Annotated in this window: 13 protein-coding genes; 9 read left to right on the top strand and 4 right to left on the bottom strand. The window is 68.8% G+C overall.

What is annotated here, in order from left to right:
- Positions 1 to 79: 79 nt before the first annotated feature.
- Positions 80 to 373, bottom strand: a complete 294-nt coding sequence (locus IT359_01175) for a hypothetical protein (protein ID MCC6927574.1) — start codon at positions 371 to 373, stop codon at positions 80 to 82.
- Between the two features lie 596 nt (positions 374 to 969).
- Here IT359_01175 and IT359_01170 point away from each other — a divergent pair.
- Complete coding sequence (locus tag IT359_01170; protein ID MCC6927573.1) at positions 970 to 1,242, top strand: hypothetical protein; 273 nt, start codon at positions 970 to 972, stop codon at positions 1,240 to 1,242.
- A 28-nt stretch (positions 1,243 to 1,270) separates the two neighbouring features.
- Here the strand turns inward: IT359_01170 and IT359_01165 are convergent, their stop codons facing one another.
- On the bottom strand, positions 1,271 to 1,966 hold the full coding sequence (locus IT359_01165; protein MCC6927572.1) for a hypothetical protein: 696 nt from the start codon (positions 1,964 to 1,966) through the stop codon (positions 1,271 to 1,273).
- Positions 1,967 to 2,546: 580 nt separating this feature from the next.
- Here IT359_01165 and IT359_01160 point away from each other — a divergent pair.
- Positions 2,547 to 3,584 (top strand): BMP family ABC transporter substrate-binding protein, encoded by a 1,038-nt coding sequence (locus IT359_01160; GenBank protein ID MCC6927571.1) that lies wholly within the window; start codon positions 2,547 to 2,549, stop codon positions 3,582 to 3,584.
- A 28-nt stretch (positions 3,585 to 3,612) separates the two neighbouring features.
- Here the strand turns inward: IT359_01160 and IT359_01155 are convergent, their stop codons facing one another.
- Entirely contained in the window at positions 3,613 to 3,831 is a 219-nt protein-coding gene (locus IT359_01155) for a hypothetical protein (protein MCC6927570.1), read from the bottom strand.
- A gap of 398 nt (positions 3,832 to 4,229) precedes the next feature.
- Here IT359_01155 and IT359_01150 point away from each other — a divergent pair, with 398 nt between their 5' ends.
- The 7 genes from IT359_01150 to IT359_01120 all read left to right on the top strand — a co-directional run bounded on the left by IT359_01150 (position 4,230) and on the right by IT359_01120 (position 12,837).
- Positions 4,230 to 5,912 carry an ABC transporter ATP-binding protein gene (locus IT359_01150; GenBank protein ID MCC6927569.1) on the top strand — a complete coding sequence of 561 codons (1,683 nt, stop codon included), beginning with the start codon at positions 4,230 to 4,232 and terminating at the stop codon, positions 5,910 to 5,912.
- Positions 5,909 to 7,021 (top strand): ABC transporter permease, encoded by a 1,113-nt coding sequence (locus IT359_01145; protein ID MCC6927568.1) that lies wholly within the window; start codon positions 5,909 to 5,911, stop codon positions 7,019 to 7,021. Before IT359_01150 ends, IT359_01145 begins: the two co-directional genes overlap by 4 nt.
- The gene (locus tag IT359_01140; GenBank protein ID MCC6927567.1) at positions 7,018 to 7,914 is read left to right on the top strand and encodes an ABC transporter permease; all 897 of its coding nucleotides are present in this window, start codon (positions 7,018 to 7,020) and stop codon (positions 7,912 to 7,914) included. Before IT359_01145 ends, IT359_01140 begins: the two co-directional genes overlap by 4 nt.
- 3 nt (positions 7,915 to 7,917) lie before the next feature.
- A complete protein-coding gene (locus IT359_01135; protein MCC6927566.1) occupies positions 7,918 to 9,282 on the top strand; it encodes an MFS transporter in 1,365 nt (454 codons plus the stop codon).
- A 402-nt stretch (positions 9,283 to 9,684) separates the two neighbouring features.
- Complete coding sequence (locus tag IT359_01130; GenBank protein ID MCC6927565.1) at positions 9,685 to 10,299, top strand: DUF1707 and DUF2154 domain-containing protein; 615 nt, start codon at positions 9,685 to 9,687, stop codon at positions 10,297 to 10,299.
- Complete coding sequence (locus tag IT359_01125) at positions 10,299 to 11,273, top strand: serine/threonine protein kinase (GenBank protein MCC6927564.1); 975 nt, start codon at positions 10,299 to 10,301, stop codon at positions 11,271 to 11,273. Before IT359_01130 ends, IT359_01125 begins: the two co-directional genes overlap by 1 nt.
- A 151-nt stretch (positions 11,274 to 11,424) precedes the next feature.
- Positions 11,425 to 12,837, top strand: a complete 1,413-nt coding sequence (locus IT359_01120; GenBank protein ID MCC6927563.1) for a tyrosine phenol-lyase — start codon at positions 11,425 to 11,427, stop codon at positions 12,835 to 12,837.
- Between the two features lie 27 nt (positions 12,838 to 12,864).
- Here IT359_01120 and IT359_01115 read toward each other — a convergent pair whose 3' ends face one another.
- Positions 12,865 to 15,351 (bottom strand): CehA/McbA family metallohydrolase, encoded by a 2,487-nt coding sequence (locus tag IT359_01115; protein MCC6927562.1) that lies wholly within the window; start codon positions 15,349 to 15,351, stop codon positions 12,865 to 12,867.
- Positions 15,352 to 15,731: the final 380 nt, after the last annotated feature.

Raw genomic sequence — 15,731 nt, 5'->3', positions numbered from 1 at the left:
GCTGGTGCCGGCGCTGCGCGCGTCGCGCGTGGACCCTAACGTGGCACTGCGCTCCGGGTAGACGTCGTCGGCACGTCAATCAGGAACAGTAGAACGGCAGCACGCGCGTGTAGATGGTGTCGGCGCGAAAGGTCACGACCGTATCGCCCGCATCGGGCCAGACAACCGTGCTGGCGCCGATCGTCACTCGTGCGCCGATGAGATGCGCCCCCGGCGTCACGGAGAAGCGCGCCGACTCGGTGTGCTCCGGGGGAAGATGAATGCGGAACGTGTCGACGCCGACCGATCGCCCATCGATGAAGAACTCGGCGGGGAGGCGGCTGCTGCAGAACGGGGCGTCGAGGCGAAAGGCGAGCGTGGCAGGAGTAGGCACGCCTTCGGGGGTGTGACACGCCGCGAAGATGAAGGCCAGCACGACCGACGACGCGCCACGGGCGTGGGCACGCGCACCGCTGAATCGTCGCAAGAAGATCACCTCCCTCATGTGCAGCGCTGCGATTCCGCATCACCTCCGCCGCTTCGCCATGAGCTTCTGCCGCCCCACCTGCCGTACGATCCGCTCGATCGCCCCGCCGTCTCGCTCGAAGGTCACGTCGATGCGGTTGCCGCGGAAGGCCCCATTCCTGGCGAGCGTCTTCGAAAGCCATACTGCTCGCGTGCTCGACGCGGGGAGGACGGCGGCCGGGGAGGGCGAGCGAATCTACCGCCGCACCAACACGCCGTCACCACCTCTGCGAGACTCTGCGTTCTTCGCGGTGGAAGATCTTCCCGCACGACTGTCGGCGGCGCCGCGAGTTCTTTCACAGCAGAAAGCGCAGGGTTTCGCAGAGTGGAACACGGCAGAGGTGGGGTGCTGTTGGCGGGTAGCGTTGAGGTGCGGGGTGGTATAATTGCAGGACACCCGCGATCGCGCGCGCCCCGGGGCGCCGGCTGCATGATCCACGTGAGACGACGGAGAGGAGGGTCTCGATGTCACGTGCATTCCTACGCGACGACGCCGAAGGGGAGATGCCCCGGCGCAACTACGCCTTGCCGCCGCGCGACGATCCGGAGTTCGATCGCGCGGCCGCGCGCGCACTGCTCGAGGCGGCATGCGTCAACGAGACGCAGCTGGCGGAGCGGGCGACGGGTTACCACTGGGGAGAACCGACGCTGCGCCCCTATGTGGAAGAGGTGCTCGCCGAAGCGGTGAAGACAAACCAGGACCGGCTGGAGCAGGTCGCCCGGCGCTACTTGCGTTGACGCGGGACCGTGGCGGGCGATGGGTCCGTCACTCCCCCCACCGCTTCGGCATCGCGATCGGCGCCTGACGTTCGACGGGCTTCTCCGAGCGATTCCACCTGAAGTAGAGCGGCGAGAAGTCCTTGGGGCGGAAGAACCACATCTTGAGCTTCTTGTCCCAGTAGAGCCGGAACTGGTGGGCGCGCATGAAGAAGAGCTGCCAGAACACCAGGCAGAGCGCGACTGCCATCCATTGCGGCGGCCAGGCGATCGTCGCCTCCCACCCTAACGACGGAAGGTCGCGCGCGGTGCGCCAGGCGTTCGTGGCGCCGCCGTTCATCAGCATCGCCAGCAGGAGCAGTCGCACCACGTGCCGCGCCAGGTAGTAGGTGCGATTCATCCCCCAGAACTGCTCCCGTCGCACCACCGTCCAGCAGACAACGATTGTGGGGAGGAGGATCAGCGCCCAGCGCAGCAGCGGACTCCCGCCGAGCCCCACGGCGAGGGCCACCTTCTCGGCTACCATCGCCGTCAGGAGCGTCGCCACGCCGCCCACCGGGTAGAAGATGAGGACGAACGGCCAGAGCACGAGCGGGGCCAGGATCCATTCCAGGCTCCCCTCGTACTTGCTCCTGGCGGCGGCCTGCCCCGCCATGAAACCGGCCGTCCCTTCAGCGGTCGCGGGGGCGCTGAACATGTTGCCGCGCGCGCCCGCGTCGTAGCCGGCGTTGTAGTCGCTGCTCATCGTTTGGTGTCGTGAGAGGGGGAACGACGTTCAGATGGTCTTGCGGGGCGAGCGGGCCTTTGCGGTGGGAAGGCGGGCCAAGCTACGGCGTGCGCGGAGCGGGGGACAGGTGGAGGAGCGAGAGAATCCGCATCGTTGCGCTTGCGCGCCGTCTCCATGGGCGTGACCTCCTTGGCCGCGATCGTGAGATCGGCGCGCGCCTCGAGCAGGATCGCCAGCGCCTCGGCGGCACCAACGGATTGGCTTCCGCTCAGTCGCGACCGCAAGTCCGGCGCGTCGGAGCGTTGTCGTCATGACGAGTGCTCCGCGGTACGGCTTCAGCGGCAGCCCGCTGGCTGCGGCGCGTGGTAGAATTTCGCCTCGAATCGCAACGCCATGCCCACGGCCGGGGTCGTCCGCGTCGGCGAGAAGCATAGGCGAGGCGTCGGTCGAGCGAATCAGAGCGGACCGCGTTCCGAGAACTAAATCTCCCGCTCGGTCGAACTGCTCGATGAGCGCGAGCTGACGCGTGCACCCGGCACTCGCCCCCGCCCCCGCCCCCTTCCCCCCCACCCTCCCCCCCACAACCTTTCCCGCCCTCATGCGCAAGCTCACCTACGTCCTCGGCACGCTCCTCGTCGTTCATATCGCCCTCCTCTTCGTCCGCCCATCAGGCGCCGAGGAGCGGCCATCGGGCGAAGGGCTCGACGTGGGGATCGTCTTCGACCTCGGCGGGCGCGGCGACAAGTCGTTCAACGACGGCGCATACCTCGGCGCGGAACGAGCGCTCAAGGAGCTGGGGGCGCGCGTCCGCTTCATTGAACCGGGCGAGGGCTCGGACCGCGAGGCGGGGCTCCGGCTCCTCGCCGCCGAGGGGATGGACCTGGTGATCGGCGTCGGCTTCATCTTCTCCGACGACCTCACGCAGCTCGCCAAGGAGTATCCGAAGACGAACTTCGCCGGGGTCGACTACGCGGTGACGATGGACGCGTCGGGGAAAGCCGTTCAGCCGCCGGCCAACCTGGCGGCGCTCAAGTTCCGCGAGGAGGAAGGGTCGTTCCTGGTGGGCGCGCTGGCGGCGCTGGCGGGCGGGTCGAAGAAGGTGGGCTTCGTGGGCGGGATGGACTTCCCGCTCATCCACAAGTTCGAGATGGGATACAAGGCGGGGGTGAAGGCGGTCTGCCCGGACTGCGAAGTGATCGCCCAGTACGCCGGCGTCACACCGGAGGCGTTCCGCAACCCGTCGCGCGGGCAGGAGCTGGCGCTCTCGCAGATCCAATCGGGAGTGAACGTGATCTTCCACGCCTCGGGCTCCACCGGGCTCGGTGTGTTCGAAGCCGTTAGGCGGCGCGGGAAGCTGGCCATCGGGGTCGACGCCGATCAGTACAGCGAGGCTCCGGGTTTCATCCTCACGTCGATGGTGAAAGGAGTCGACGCCGCGGTCTTCGACACGATCGAGCGGGTGAAGGACGGCACCTTCAAGGGCGGGATCTTCCAGTTGGGGCTGCGCGAGAAGGGGGTGGACTACATCTATGATGCGCACAACCGGGGGCTGATCCCTGATTCGGTGCATGCGCGGGTGGAGGCGTTGCGGCAGGAGATCATTGGGGGGAGGATCAGCGTGCCGTCGACGAAGTAGGGGATGGGGAGGGTGCGGGTCGGGGCGCTCACGCGTCGGGTGAGGTGACGATCGTGGCAGGTAGGGCGCGGTTTCCATCGAGTTGCGCCTTGGGGAGGACGAGTGGAGCGAGGGCGGCCTCGATGGTCTCGGTGGCGGTACGGGTGCCGAGTATCCGCTTGGCGGCGATGAGTGTTTCGGGCGAGAGCCGCAAGGTGTGCGCGACCTTGCGTGAGGAGCGCCGCGAGGTGCAGGTGGGTCTGGTCATGGCACGCTTCGTAGTGCGTACGCGAGAACGACACGCGCACACGAGCGGAGGGAATGCCGGACCTCCGCAGGCGGACGGTGTGCTCGGCGTCGACGTTCCTCGCTCTCCCCTTCCCCCCTTCCCCCCTTCCCCCCTTCCACGCCCCCCACGACCTTTCCCGCCCTCATGCCGAACCACGCACCGCCCTCCCTTGCGACTGCCGATCGAGCGCGCCCGCGCGCGCGGCGAGATCGGCGCGATGTGGTGAGGGTGCGGGAGTGCCGAGTGAAGATGGATCCCAGCTTTCGCTGGGAAGGTGGGCGGGGGGGCTGGGTTGGTGGGCGGGGGGGCTGGCGTGGCCCACGCGCCTTCGCCCCTTCGCGTGAGACCGCCCTTCGCCCCCGCCGGAACAGCACACGATGACAGCCGCTAGCTCACCCGTCGCCCTTCGCGCCATCGGCGTCGCCAAGCGCTTCGGCGAGGTGCGCGCCAACCGCGACGCGACGCTCACGGTGCAGCGCGGGGAGATTCACGCCTTGGTTGGGGAGAACGGCGCCGGGAAGTCGACGTTGATGCGCATTCTCGCCGGGATGTATCCGCCGGACGGCGGGCGCGTGGAGGTGAACGGGAAGGATGTCACCGGGTGGTCGACGCGTGAGGCGATTGCGGCTGGCGTGGGGATGGTGCACCAGCACTTCATGCTGGTCCCGACGCTCACGGTGGCCGAGAACCTGGTGCTGGGGCAGGAGCTGACTAAAGGCATGCAGCTTGATCGTGCCGGCGCGGAGCGCGCGGTGCGGGAGCTGTGCGAGCGCACCGGGCTGCGCGTGGATCCGTCGCGCCTGGTGTCGGATCTGAGCGTCGGCGAGCTGCAACGCGTGGAGATTCTCAAGGTGCTCTATCGCGGGGCGAAGATCCTCATCCTCGATGAGCCGACCGCGGTGCTCTCACCTCCTGAAGTCACGGAGCTGTGGCGCGTGCTGCGCAAGCTGACGGCGGAGGGGGGCACGGTCGTGCTCATCACGCACAAGCTCGATGAGGTGATGGAGGCGTCCTCCTCGATCACGGTCATGCGCGCGGGGGCAACGGTGGGCGAGGTGCAAACGTCGGCGACGACTCCGGCGGGGATCGCGAAGATGATGGTGGGGCGGGATGTGCGACTCGCCTCTGTGCGAGAAGACGAGAGGACGAGAAGACGAGAAGACGAGGGGACGACCCTGGGGGGGCGGGGAGTCGGGGGGGGCTCGGCTGCGCCTTCGCGTTCACGGCCGACGCCGGTACTGTCCGTCTCTCGGCTCACCGTGGCGTCGTCGCGGAAGCCTAACGAGGTGGATGATCTCTCCTTCGACGTGCTGCCGGGGGAGATCTTCGGGATCGCGGGGGTCGAGGGGAATGGGCAGACGGAGCTGATCGAGGCAATCGCGGGGTTGCGCTCTCCTGCCTCGGGGACGATCTCGATGGCGGGGAAGCCTGTCACCGAGCTTTCCGTGCGCGCGCGCGCGGAGCTTGGGCTGTCACACATCCCCGAAGACCGGCACCGGCGGGGGCTGGTCCTCGACTACTCGATCGGCGACAACCTCATCCTCGGGCTGCAGCATCACTTCGCGGGGAGCGGCGGGGTGCTGCGCGGGGAGCAGGTGCACTCGAACGCGTTGGCCCGCATTCGCGAGTTTGACATCCGGCCGCCAAACGCCGAGTTGCCGGCTCGTTCGCTTTCGGGCGGCAACCAGCAGAAGATCGTCATCGCCCGTGAGATGCGCGGTCGAGAGTACACGGTGTTGCTGGCCTCGCAGCCCACGCGCGGCGTGGACGTGGGGGCGATCGAGTTCATTCACGAGCAACTGCGGGCCGCACGCAACGCCGGAAAGGGCGTCCTCCTCATCTCCGCCGACCTCGTCGAGGTGTTGTCGCTGGCGGACAGGGTGGCGGTGATGTACGAGGGGCGGATCGTGGCGACGCTGGCGAGGGATGAAGCGACGCGGGAGCTGGTGGGGGAATACATGACCGGCGCTACGGGGGGGACGGGGGACGGGGGACGGGAGACGGGAGTGGCGCCTGCGGCGCCGGAAGGGCAACGGCCTAACGATGAGGATGTGCGATGAGCCTCATCAACGACGCCATCCCCGGCCCGGGCGCCGACAGCATCTCCCGTCCCCCGTCCCCCGTCTCCCGTCTGCTCTCCGCGCTGCTGCCACCGCTCACGGCGCTGCTCATCGCGGCCGTGGTGGGCGATATCCTGATTCTCAGCTTCGGGCAGTCGCCGGCCGACGTCTTCGCCCTCCTCATCGAGGGGACGTGGGGGAACGCATACGGGCTGGGGCAGGTGATCTACAAGGCGACGACGCTGACCTTCACGGGGCTCGCGGTGGCGGTGGCGCTGCGCGCGGGGCTGTTCAACATCGGCGCCGAGGGGCAGCTGGCAATGGGCGGGTTCTGCGCGGCGGTGGCCGGGTTGCTGCTGCCGGCGGGGGCGCCGGCGGTCATCGCCATCCCGCTCTGCCTGGGGGCCGCGGCGTTAGGCGGGGCGACGGTGGCGAGCGTGCCGGGCGTGCTCAAGTCGCGCTTCGGGGCGAGCGAGGTCATCGTCACGATCATGGTGAACTTCATCACGCTGGCCCTCCTCAACTGGCTCATCGCCACCAAGCTCAACGTGGCGGAGTCGTTGCACACGCCGGAGATCCGTGCCGGCTCGGTGTCGCGACTCTCGTCGATCATTCCCTCGTTTGCCGGCTCGGCGGCCAACCTGACCCTCCTCGTCGCGCTGGCGGCCGCCGCCTATGCGTGGTGGTACCTCTTCCGCACGCGAGGGGGCTACGACCTGCGCGCGGTGGGGCTCCAGCCCGATGCCGCCGAGTACGGCGGCGTGAAGGTGGGGAACGTCTGGCTGCGCGCCATGTTGTTAGGCGGGGCGCTGGCCGGGCTGGGGGGGACGAACTACGTCCTGGGCTACAAGCAGTACTATGAAGAAGGGTTCGCCGCCGGCGCCGGTTTCCTTGGGATCGCCGTGGCGCTCGTCGGGCGCAACCATCCGGTGGGGGTGGTGATTGCCGCGCTCCTCTTCGCCACGCTGTCGCAGGGCGGGCTGGCGGTGAACGCGGTCGTCCCCAAGCAGATGGTCGACGTCCTCACGGCGGTGGTGATCATCGCGGTGGCAACGTCGGTCCCCGAGGTGCAGCGGTTGATCCGGAATGCGCGGGGAGGCGGCCGATGATCCTCTTCGCCTTCCTGGTGCAGACGCTGCGCATCGCCATCCCCTACCTCTTCGCAGCATCCGGGGGCGTCCTCTCCGAGCGCTCGGGGGTCATCGCGCTCACGCTCGAGGGGTGGATGCTCACGGGGGCGTTCACCGCGGTGCTGGGGACGCACTACAGCGCCTCGCCATGGATCGGGATCCTGTGCGGGATCGCCGGCGGCGTGCTGGCGGCGCTGCTGCATGCGATCGCCTGCATTCGCTACCGCGCCGACCAGGTCGTGGTTGGCATCGCGATCAACCTGCTGGCGGTGGGAGTGACGCGCTTCTTCCTGAGACTGGCCTTCGATTCGTCGTCCAATTCGCCTCGCGTCAACGGATTCGACTTTGTGGGGACGGGAGACGGGGGACGGGGGACGGGAGTGCTCGCTTCGCTCGCGAATCCGCTGGTGCCGGTGGGGATGCTCTCCCTCGTCCTGGTCTGGTGGGTTCTCTATCGGACTCCGTTCGGGCTGCGTCTCCGGGCGGTTGGGGAGAAGCCGGAAGCGGCGGCGTCGCTGGGGGTGGGGGTGAACCGTGTGCGGTGGATCGCGGTGCTTGGCGCGGGGGCGCTGGCTGGGCTTGGGGGGACGTATCTCGCGCTCGAGCAGCATCAATTCACCGATAGCATGACGGCCGGGCGCGGCTTCATCGCCCTCGCGGCGGTTATCTTCGGGAAGTGGGAGCCGGCGCGCGTGGCGGTGGCCTGTCTCCTCTTTGCGGCGGCGGAGACGTTGCAGATCCAGTTGCAAGGGCTCCAGCTGATCCCGTCGCAGTTCGTGGAGATGATTCCCTACGTCCTCACCATCATCGCGGTCGCCGGCGTGGTGGGGCGGGCAACACCGCCGTCGGCGTTAGGCAAGGTGAGCGAGTAGCGCTTGGCCCAACTCGAGCTCGCACAATCGCTGCAGTCGCCCGTGGTGCGGGTGCTGGGAGGGGTCATCGCGGCCGGCCTCCTCTTCATCCTTGCGCAGGAGGTGCGCAAGATCCCGCCCAAGCTGTTCGCCCTGATGGCGACGGCCTTCATCGACATGGTCGGGCTGCTGATGATCATCCCGATCATCCCGTTCTACGCCCGGGAGCTGGCGACCGACGGGTTGCAGCTGGGGCCCGTGCACTTCGGGATCGGGATGATCCAGGCGATCCTGGTCACCTCGTTCACCATCGCCCAGCTCCTCTCGGCGCCGATGTGGGGTCGCTTCTCGGACCGGCACGGGCGTCGCCCCGCGCTGTTGATCGCGTTAGGCGCGTCGGCGCTGGCCTACCTCGTCTTCGGCTTCGCCACCTCGCTCTTCGTCCTCTTCCTGTCGCGCGTGCTGCAGGGAGCCGGCGGCGGCACGGTGGGGGTGATCCAGGCCTACGTCGCCGACTCGGTGGAGCCCAACGATCGCGCCCGCTCGCTGGGCTGGCTCTCGGCGGCCACGAACCTCGGGGTCGCGTTAGGCCCCGTGCTGGGCTCGGCCGCCGTGGGGCTGGGGAAGACCGACCTGGTGCCCGGCGATGCGCACTTCATGCTGGGGCGCGCGGCGCCGGGAATCGTCGCCGCGCTGCTCTGCGTGATCAACATGTGGTTCGTGAACCGCTTCCTGCACGAGTCGCGTGAACACCACGCGGCCGGGCCCGAGCGCAAGACGTCGCGCGAGGCGGTGTGGCGTGTCATCACGCACTCGGGCGACCCATCATCGCGCCTCATCTGGATCTACGCCATCGCCATGGGCTCGTTCCAGGGGGTGACGGCGATGCTCCCGCTCTTCCTGGCGGCGCGCTTCGCGGTGGACGAAGGGCACATCGGCTACTTCTTCATGTACGTGGGCGCCATCTCGGTGTTCGCGCGCGTCCTCCTGCTGGGGCGCGCGGTGGACAAGCTGGGCGAGGCGCGGCTGTCGCGCTGGGGCGTGACGCTCCTGGCGTTAGGCATCGCGGGGATGCCGTTGTCCCGCAACCTGGGGATGCTGGCAATCGCGGTCGCCTTCATCCCGCTGGGGACGGCGTTCACCTTTCCCTGCGTGACAGCGCTCCTCTCGCGCGTCATCTCGCCGGCGGAGCGCGGGCTGTACATGGGGCTGCAACAGACCTTTGGCGGCGTGGCGCGCATCGTGGTCCCGCTGTGGGCCGGCTTCGCCTTCGACCGGCTGGGGGTGGGGATCCCCTTCTACACGTCGGCGATCGCCGTCTTCGTCACGATCTTCCTGGGATTGGGGCTGGACCAGTTCGCGAAACCGAGGGCGGGCGCGGAGGCGTAGGGCGGAGTCGCGAGTTCGAGGTTCTGAAAGGCACGACACCGAGGTTGCAGGTTCGAGGTTTCGAAAAGCTCGACACGGAGGGCCGCGGAGGTTGCAGGTTCGAGGTTTCGAAAAGCACGACACGGAGGGCCGCGGAGGTTGCAGGTTTGGCGTTTCGAAAAGCACGACACGGAGGTCCGCGGAGGTTGCAGGCTTGGCGTTTCGAAAAGCACGACACGGAGGTCCACGGAGGAGACACGGAGGTTTACGCGGAACGTTCAACGTTCGCGATCGGAGTGTGAACCTCCCGAGAACCTCCTTGGAACCTCCGTGCGCCTCCGTGAAACCTCCGTGAGCCTCCGTGTCTCGCTTCTGGTTTAGCTAGGCAGTGGGCACGAGCACATCTCGAGCAAGAGAGCCAGCATGGAGTCCCGATCACCACATCCGGTCGATCCGCGTTCGATCCCCGCACGCGTGGGTGAGCGCGAGCGCGAGCAGGTGGTGACGCTGCTGGGCGATCACTTCGCCCTCGACCACCTCACCGTGGAGGAGTACGAGTTCCGGGTGCAGGCCGCGTTAGGCGCCACGCAATGGTACGTACTCTCGGCGCTCACCACCGACCTCCCCACGCTCGATCCCAACCGCTCGCCGGTGCTGGCCGCCGACGCCGGGCGCAAGGTGGGCGGCGGGACGATGCTGGCGATCATGGGCGGCTTCTCGCGAAAGGGACGTTGGTTCGTCCCCGAGCGCATGACGATCTGGACGCTGATGGGCGGCGCCGAGTTGGACCTGCGCGACGCCGTGCTCACGTCGCCGGTAACGGAGATCAAGGTGGTGGCAATCATGGGAGGCGTGCAGATTCGCGTCCCCCCCGGCGTGCGGCTCGAGACGAACGGGATCGCGATCATGGGCGGATTCGATGACTCGCCCGGCGTCGCCAGCGACAACTCGCCCGTGGTGCGCGTGTCGGGGCTGGCAATCATGGGCGGTGTGGGGACGGAGATGAAGCCACGCGGATGGTCGGATGGAGACGGCTGATGCACGATGAAGAACGATCCGCCGCCCGCATCACGCGCTTCAACCAGGCGTTAGGGAGCCGCTACCGCGTCGAGCGCGAGATGGCCGCGGGCGGGACGGCGACAGTCTACCTCGCCACGGACCTCAAGTACCAGCGTCCGGTGGCGGTGAAGGTCTTTCGCCCCGAGGTGGCCGAGGCGATGGGGCACGAGCGCTTCATTCGCGAGATTGCCTTCGTGGCCACGCTCAACCATCCGCACATCGTCCCGCTCCTCGACTCCGGCGAGGCGGAGGAGCTGCTGTATTACGTGATGCCGGCGGTGGAGGGCGAATCGCTGCGCGACCGCATGACGCGCGAGAGACAGCTCCCTCTCGACGATGCGCTGCGCATCGCGCACGACGTGGCGGTGGCGCTGGACTACGCGCACAAGCGCAACATCGTGCATCGCGACATAAAGCCGGAGAACATCCTCCTCTCGATGGGGACGGCCGTCGTGGCCGACTTCGGCATCGCCAAGCTGGTGACGAGCGCAAAGGGGAACTCGCTCACGCGCGCCGGGATCGCCGTGGGGACGGTCACGTACATGTCGCCGGAGCAGGCCGCCGCCGGCCCGGTGGACGGGCGCACCGACATCTACGCGTTAGGGTGCGTGCTGTTCGAGATGCTCGCCGGGCGGCCGCCGTTCACGGGAAAGACGACGCGCGCGGTGGTGGCGGCGCACTTCACCGAACCGATGCCGTCGCTGTGCGCAGAGCGCGCCGACATTGCGCCGGCGGTGGAGCACGTGCTGGCGCGGGCACTGGCCAAGGAGCCCGAGGAGCGCTTCGCGACCGCCTCGGCGTTCGTCGACGCTCTCAACGAGGCGCGGCGCAGCGCCGCCCCCGCGGGAGAGGGGGACGCGGCACCCGCCGGGCTGGGCAGGCGGTGGCTGGTGATTGGCGTCGTGGCTCTCATCGCGGCGCTGGGGCTCTACCTGGTGCTGCGCCCGCGCTGAGCGTGGCGCGGAGGCGCCGGTTGGTCTGACCAGCTTGACCGGTGTGCGGACACCGCGTGGGGCATTTTCCGACAGATGCTCGGGTGTGTTTGCCGATCTTCCTTGGCCGCGGGCGCGTTAGGCGTTCGCAGCACCTCCCCGAATCCCCGCCATGACGCACCCCACACCACGCACCATGGGCCAGCAGTTCGGCCGCCGCTCCTGGGCCGAGCCCTGGAAGATCAAGATGGTCGAGCCGCTCACCATGACCTCGCGCGCGCAGCGCGAGAGAGCGCTCGCCGAGGCCGGCTACAACACCTTCCTCCTCAAGAGCGACGACGTCTACATCGACCTCCTGACCGACAGCGGGACGAGTGCGATGTCGGACCGGCAGTGGGCGGGGATGATGATGGGCGACGAGGCGTACGCCGGGAGCCGCAACTACTACCACCTGGAAGCGGCCATCCAGCAGTTCTACGGCTACCAGTACATCGTCCCCACACACCAGGGGCGCGGCGCCGAGCACCTGATCTCCCGCGCAGTCATCAAGCCGGGACAGTGGCTCCCCGGCAACATGTACTTCACCACCACGCGCGCGCACCAGGAGCTGGCCGGCGGGATCTTCACCGACGTCATCATCGACGAAGCGCACGACCCGGCCTCGTTGCACCCGTTCAAGGGGAACGTGGACCTGGACAAGGTGCAGGCGCTGATCGACCGCGTGGGCGCGGCGCAGATTGCCTACATCTCGGTTGCCGGAACGGTGAACATGGCCGGCGGCCAGCCGGTGAGCATGGCCAACATCAAGGCGCTGCGCGCGCTGTGCGACCGGCACGGGATCAAGGTGTACCTCGACGCCACGCGCATGGCGGAGAACGCCTTCTTCATCCGGGAGCGCGAGCCGGGATACGCAGAGCGGAGCGTGGCCGAGATCCTGCGCGAGTTCTGCAGCTACACCGACGGGGCGTGGATGAGCGCCAAGAAGGACTCGCTGGTGAACATCGGCGGGTGGCTGGCGGTCAACGACTTCCACCTGTTCGAGGAGCTGCGCAACCTGGTGGTGCTGTACGAGGGGCTGCACACCTACGGCGGCCTTGCCGGGCGTGACATGGAGGCGATGGCGATCGGGATCGAGGAGAGCGTGCAGGACGACCACATGCGCTCGCGCATCGGGCAGGTGCGCTACCTGGGCGAGCTGCTCACCGACTGGCAGATCCCCATCGTGCAGCCGGTGGGGGGGCACGCCGTCTTCCTCGACGCGCGGGCCTTCTATCCGCAGCTGCAACAGGTGGAGTTCCCGGCGCAGGTCCTGGCGGCGGAGCTGTACCTGGATTCGGGAATCCGTTCGATGGAGCGCGGGATCGCCAGCGCGGGGCGCGACCCCAGGACGGGCGACCATCACTACCCCAAGCTGGAACTCACCCGGCTGACGATTCCGCGTCGCGTCTACACGCAGGCGCACATGGACGTGGTGGCGGAGAGCGTGAAGATGGTGTATGACGCGCGCCAGTCGGCGCGTGGGCTCAGGATGGTCTATGAGCCGCGATACCTGCGCTTCTTCCAGGCGCGCTTCGAGCGGCTGTAGCCCACGCACCGTTGCCTCCCGGTCACGTCACCGGGAGAGTTTCTGCAGGATGTCCCGCGCCTCGGCGAAGTACGCCTTGAGGCGCGGGATCTCGCTCCCCGCGTAGCCGGCGTCGAGTCGCTTCTCGTTCACGCCTAACGCGGCCAGCAGCTCGGCGGCCGCCGCCTTGCGGGCCACGGGATCGGTGCTCCCCTTCTTCCCGATCCAGATCGGTGCCGTGTGGGCAAAGGTGTACTCGCCCATCGCCGGCCAGGCGGTGGTCGCGGGTCCCGTGACGCGCGCCGCGACCCAGCCACCGGCCGGGAGGCGGAGCTTCCCGCTGTAGCTCGCCTTCCCTGAGGCGTCGGGGCGTGCCCCGCTCCACACTGTCTTCCCGTTCACGACGATCGCCACGCTGTCGATGGCCACCGCCGAGGCGACGGTGAGGGTGAAGGGGAGTTCGCGACCGGCGGCGATGACCTCGCCGGGCTGCATCCCGTCCACCGCCAGTTGCAACATGGGGCCGTTGGTGACGAAGGAGCGCCCGGCCTTGAGGGCGGCGAAGTAGTTGGGCCAGTTGAAGGGACCGTCCGGGCGCACGTAGACGCGCGCGGCGCCGATGGCCATGGTGCGATGGAAGTCGGCCATCACGTCGGTGCCGCCGCTGGGAGCGACCGGGAAGCCGGCATTGAGGAGTCGGTACCACAACTCGGCGGTCCCCACCGAGTTGCTCCAGAGGCAGATGATCTCCATGAGGTCGATGTTGCCGTGGACGCCGTCTGCGATGAGGGCAACGGGGAGGGCGTTCATCCCCGCGGCGCTGAACGGCGTGCGCGTCCCGCTCACGGGGTGGACGTAGTAGCCGGCACCGCCCTGCGCGCGGGCGAAGGTGATGGGCTCGGCGTTTAGGCGGTCGTCGCGCCCATACGTCTCGTATCCTGGCCCCCAGACCCACGGCCAGAAGAGCGTATTGGTCCCCAGGAGCCCGATGTGGCCAAGGAAGTGCGAGCGCACTTCCTGCGCCCATGCGACGAGCGGGCCGTCGCCTAACGACCGCCAGTCGAAGAGCGGCTGGTCCTCGAAGCGATTGTGGAGATTGGCGAGCATCGGCGTGGCGACGTCGAGGTCCTCGCCCTGCATGAGCGGGAGGAGGTCGGCCGGTGCGAGGGCGAACTGCCCGCCATAGTTGAGGTGGAAGTGATGGTCGGCCGAGTACCAACCGGCGCGCTGCGCCTCCCACAGGGGGTGCAGGTCGAGGGTGGCAGTCGCCGTCTCGCCCGCGGGCACCGTCACCGTGGTGCTGGCCTCCGGCGTGGCGAGCCCGCGCACCGCGCGGACCGTGACCGCACCTGCGGGGACGTCGAGCGTGATGGTGCCTGACGAGTAGAAGAAGATGCGCCCGACCTGCCCATCGAAGCGCGGCATTCCCTCGTTGGGGATGAGCGGGTGGCCGCCGGCGTCGGTGACGGAGAGCCGGGCGGCGGAGCGCGCGCTGCCATCGGCGCCGCGGAAGGTGGGCGGCGCGCAGGCGGGGCAGCGCGTCTCGATGACGAGACGTCCCATCGGCACGCCGGACTCCCACGCGCGCACGGCGACCTCGCGCGCCGCGCCGCCGACCGTCGGGACGCGATAGAGGTGCGGGCGCTGCGTCGCGTCGCTCTCCGAGAAGTACACCCAGTCGGAGCCGCTGCTGAACGACGGGACGAGGGGACGACCGCCGGGGCGTGCGACGAGGGCGATCGATGGCCCGGGGCGCTCGACCGACATCAGCCGCAACTCCCACCCCGTGCTCGAGGGCCAGGTGAAGGCGAGGAGCTTGCCATCGCTCGAGAGCGCAGGACGCGTTTGCGAGACGATGTTCCCCTGGAGGAGGACCGTCTCCTTCCCGTCGGCCAGGGTGCGGAGCCGCACCTGGTCGCCCCCGCCGCGCGTCTTGGACATGTAGATGAGCGACCTGCCGTCCGGGGTGAGTTGCGGGCGCAACTCGATCCCCGGTTCGCTCGTCAGGCGCGTCCGCGTCGACGTCGCGAAGTCCCATCGCCAGAGGTCGAGGTCTCCGCCGGGCGCAACGTTGGCATAGATGAGCGCAGCGCCGTCCGGGGTGAACACCGGGTCCATCGCCATCCCGCGGTCGACCTCCGACTCACGACCCGACGCGACGTCGCGGACGACGACGGCGAGCGTGCGCGAGTCGTCGCGCACGAAGGCGAGCGACCGACCGTCGGGTGACCATGCCGGGCGCGAGTCGACCCCGGCGCCACTCGTCAGGCGGCGGGCAATCCCGGTGTTGGGTTCGAGGCGCCACAGCCAGCCGCGAGCCGCAACGACGAGCTCACCCGCGGCCGACTGCGTGGCATCGAACGGGCCCGCCGTGAGGACCGGGAGTTCGTAGCCCTCGAGGTAGACGTGGTGTCCGTAGCCGGCGTTCTTGGGGTAGCGGTTCGTCCACTGGGCGGCCGCGCGGGCGGGGAGGAGTGCGAGGGCGGCGGCGAGGCCGGTGGCGATGGTGGTGGCGGTCGTTAGGCGGCGGGGCATGCGGGCGCGGGCGGTGGGAGGTGGGGGATGGGGGGAAAGTGTGGTCGGGGAGGGGGTGGGGCTATGGGTGGGGGGGGCGTGTGGGGGGACGAGAGACATTGGTCACGCGAAGACGCGAAGGAGGCGCGGCGAGGTGGTTGCGTGCTGCGCGCGACTCCCCGCGCCCCCACCCACCTTCCCAGTGAAAGCCGGGACCCATGTGTCAGTGCACGGCGCGCCCGGCGGTCGTGGTGGCGCGGGGGCGCGAAGGCGCGCGGTTGAGGTGGAGGGGTGGTGGGGTGGTGGGGAGGTCGCGATGCGCGCACGCTTTGCCGGGCGCCCACGCCCACCTTCCCAGCGAAAGCTGGGATCCATTTGTCCGTGCACCGCGCGCCGAGCGG

It is taken from the genome of Gemmatimonadaceae bacterium, assembly GCA_020852815.1.
Lineage (GTDB): Bacteria > Gemmatimonadota > Gemmatimonadetes > Gemmatimonadales > Gemmatimonadaceae > SCN-70-22.
This window is presented reverse-complemented; position numbering and strand designations above follow the sequence as displayed.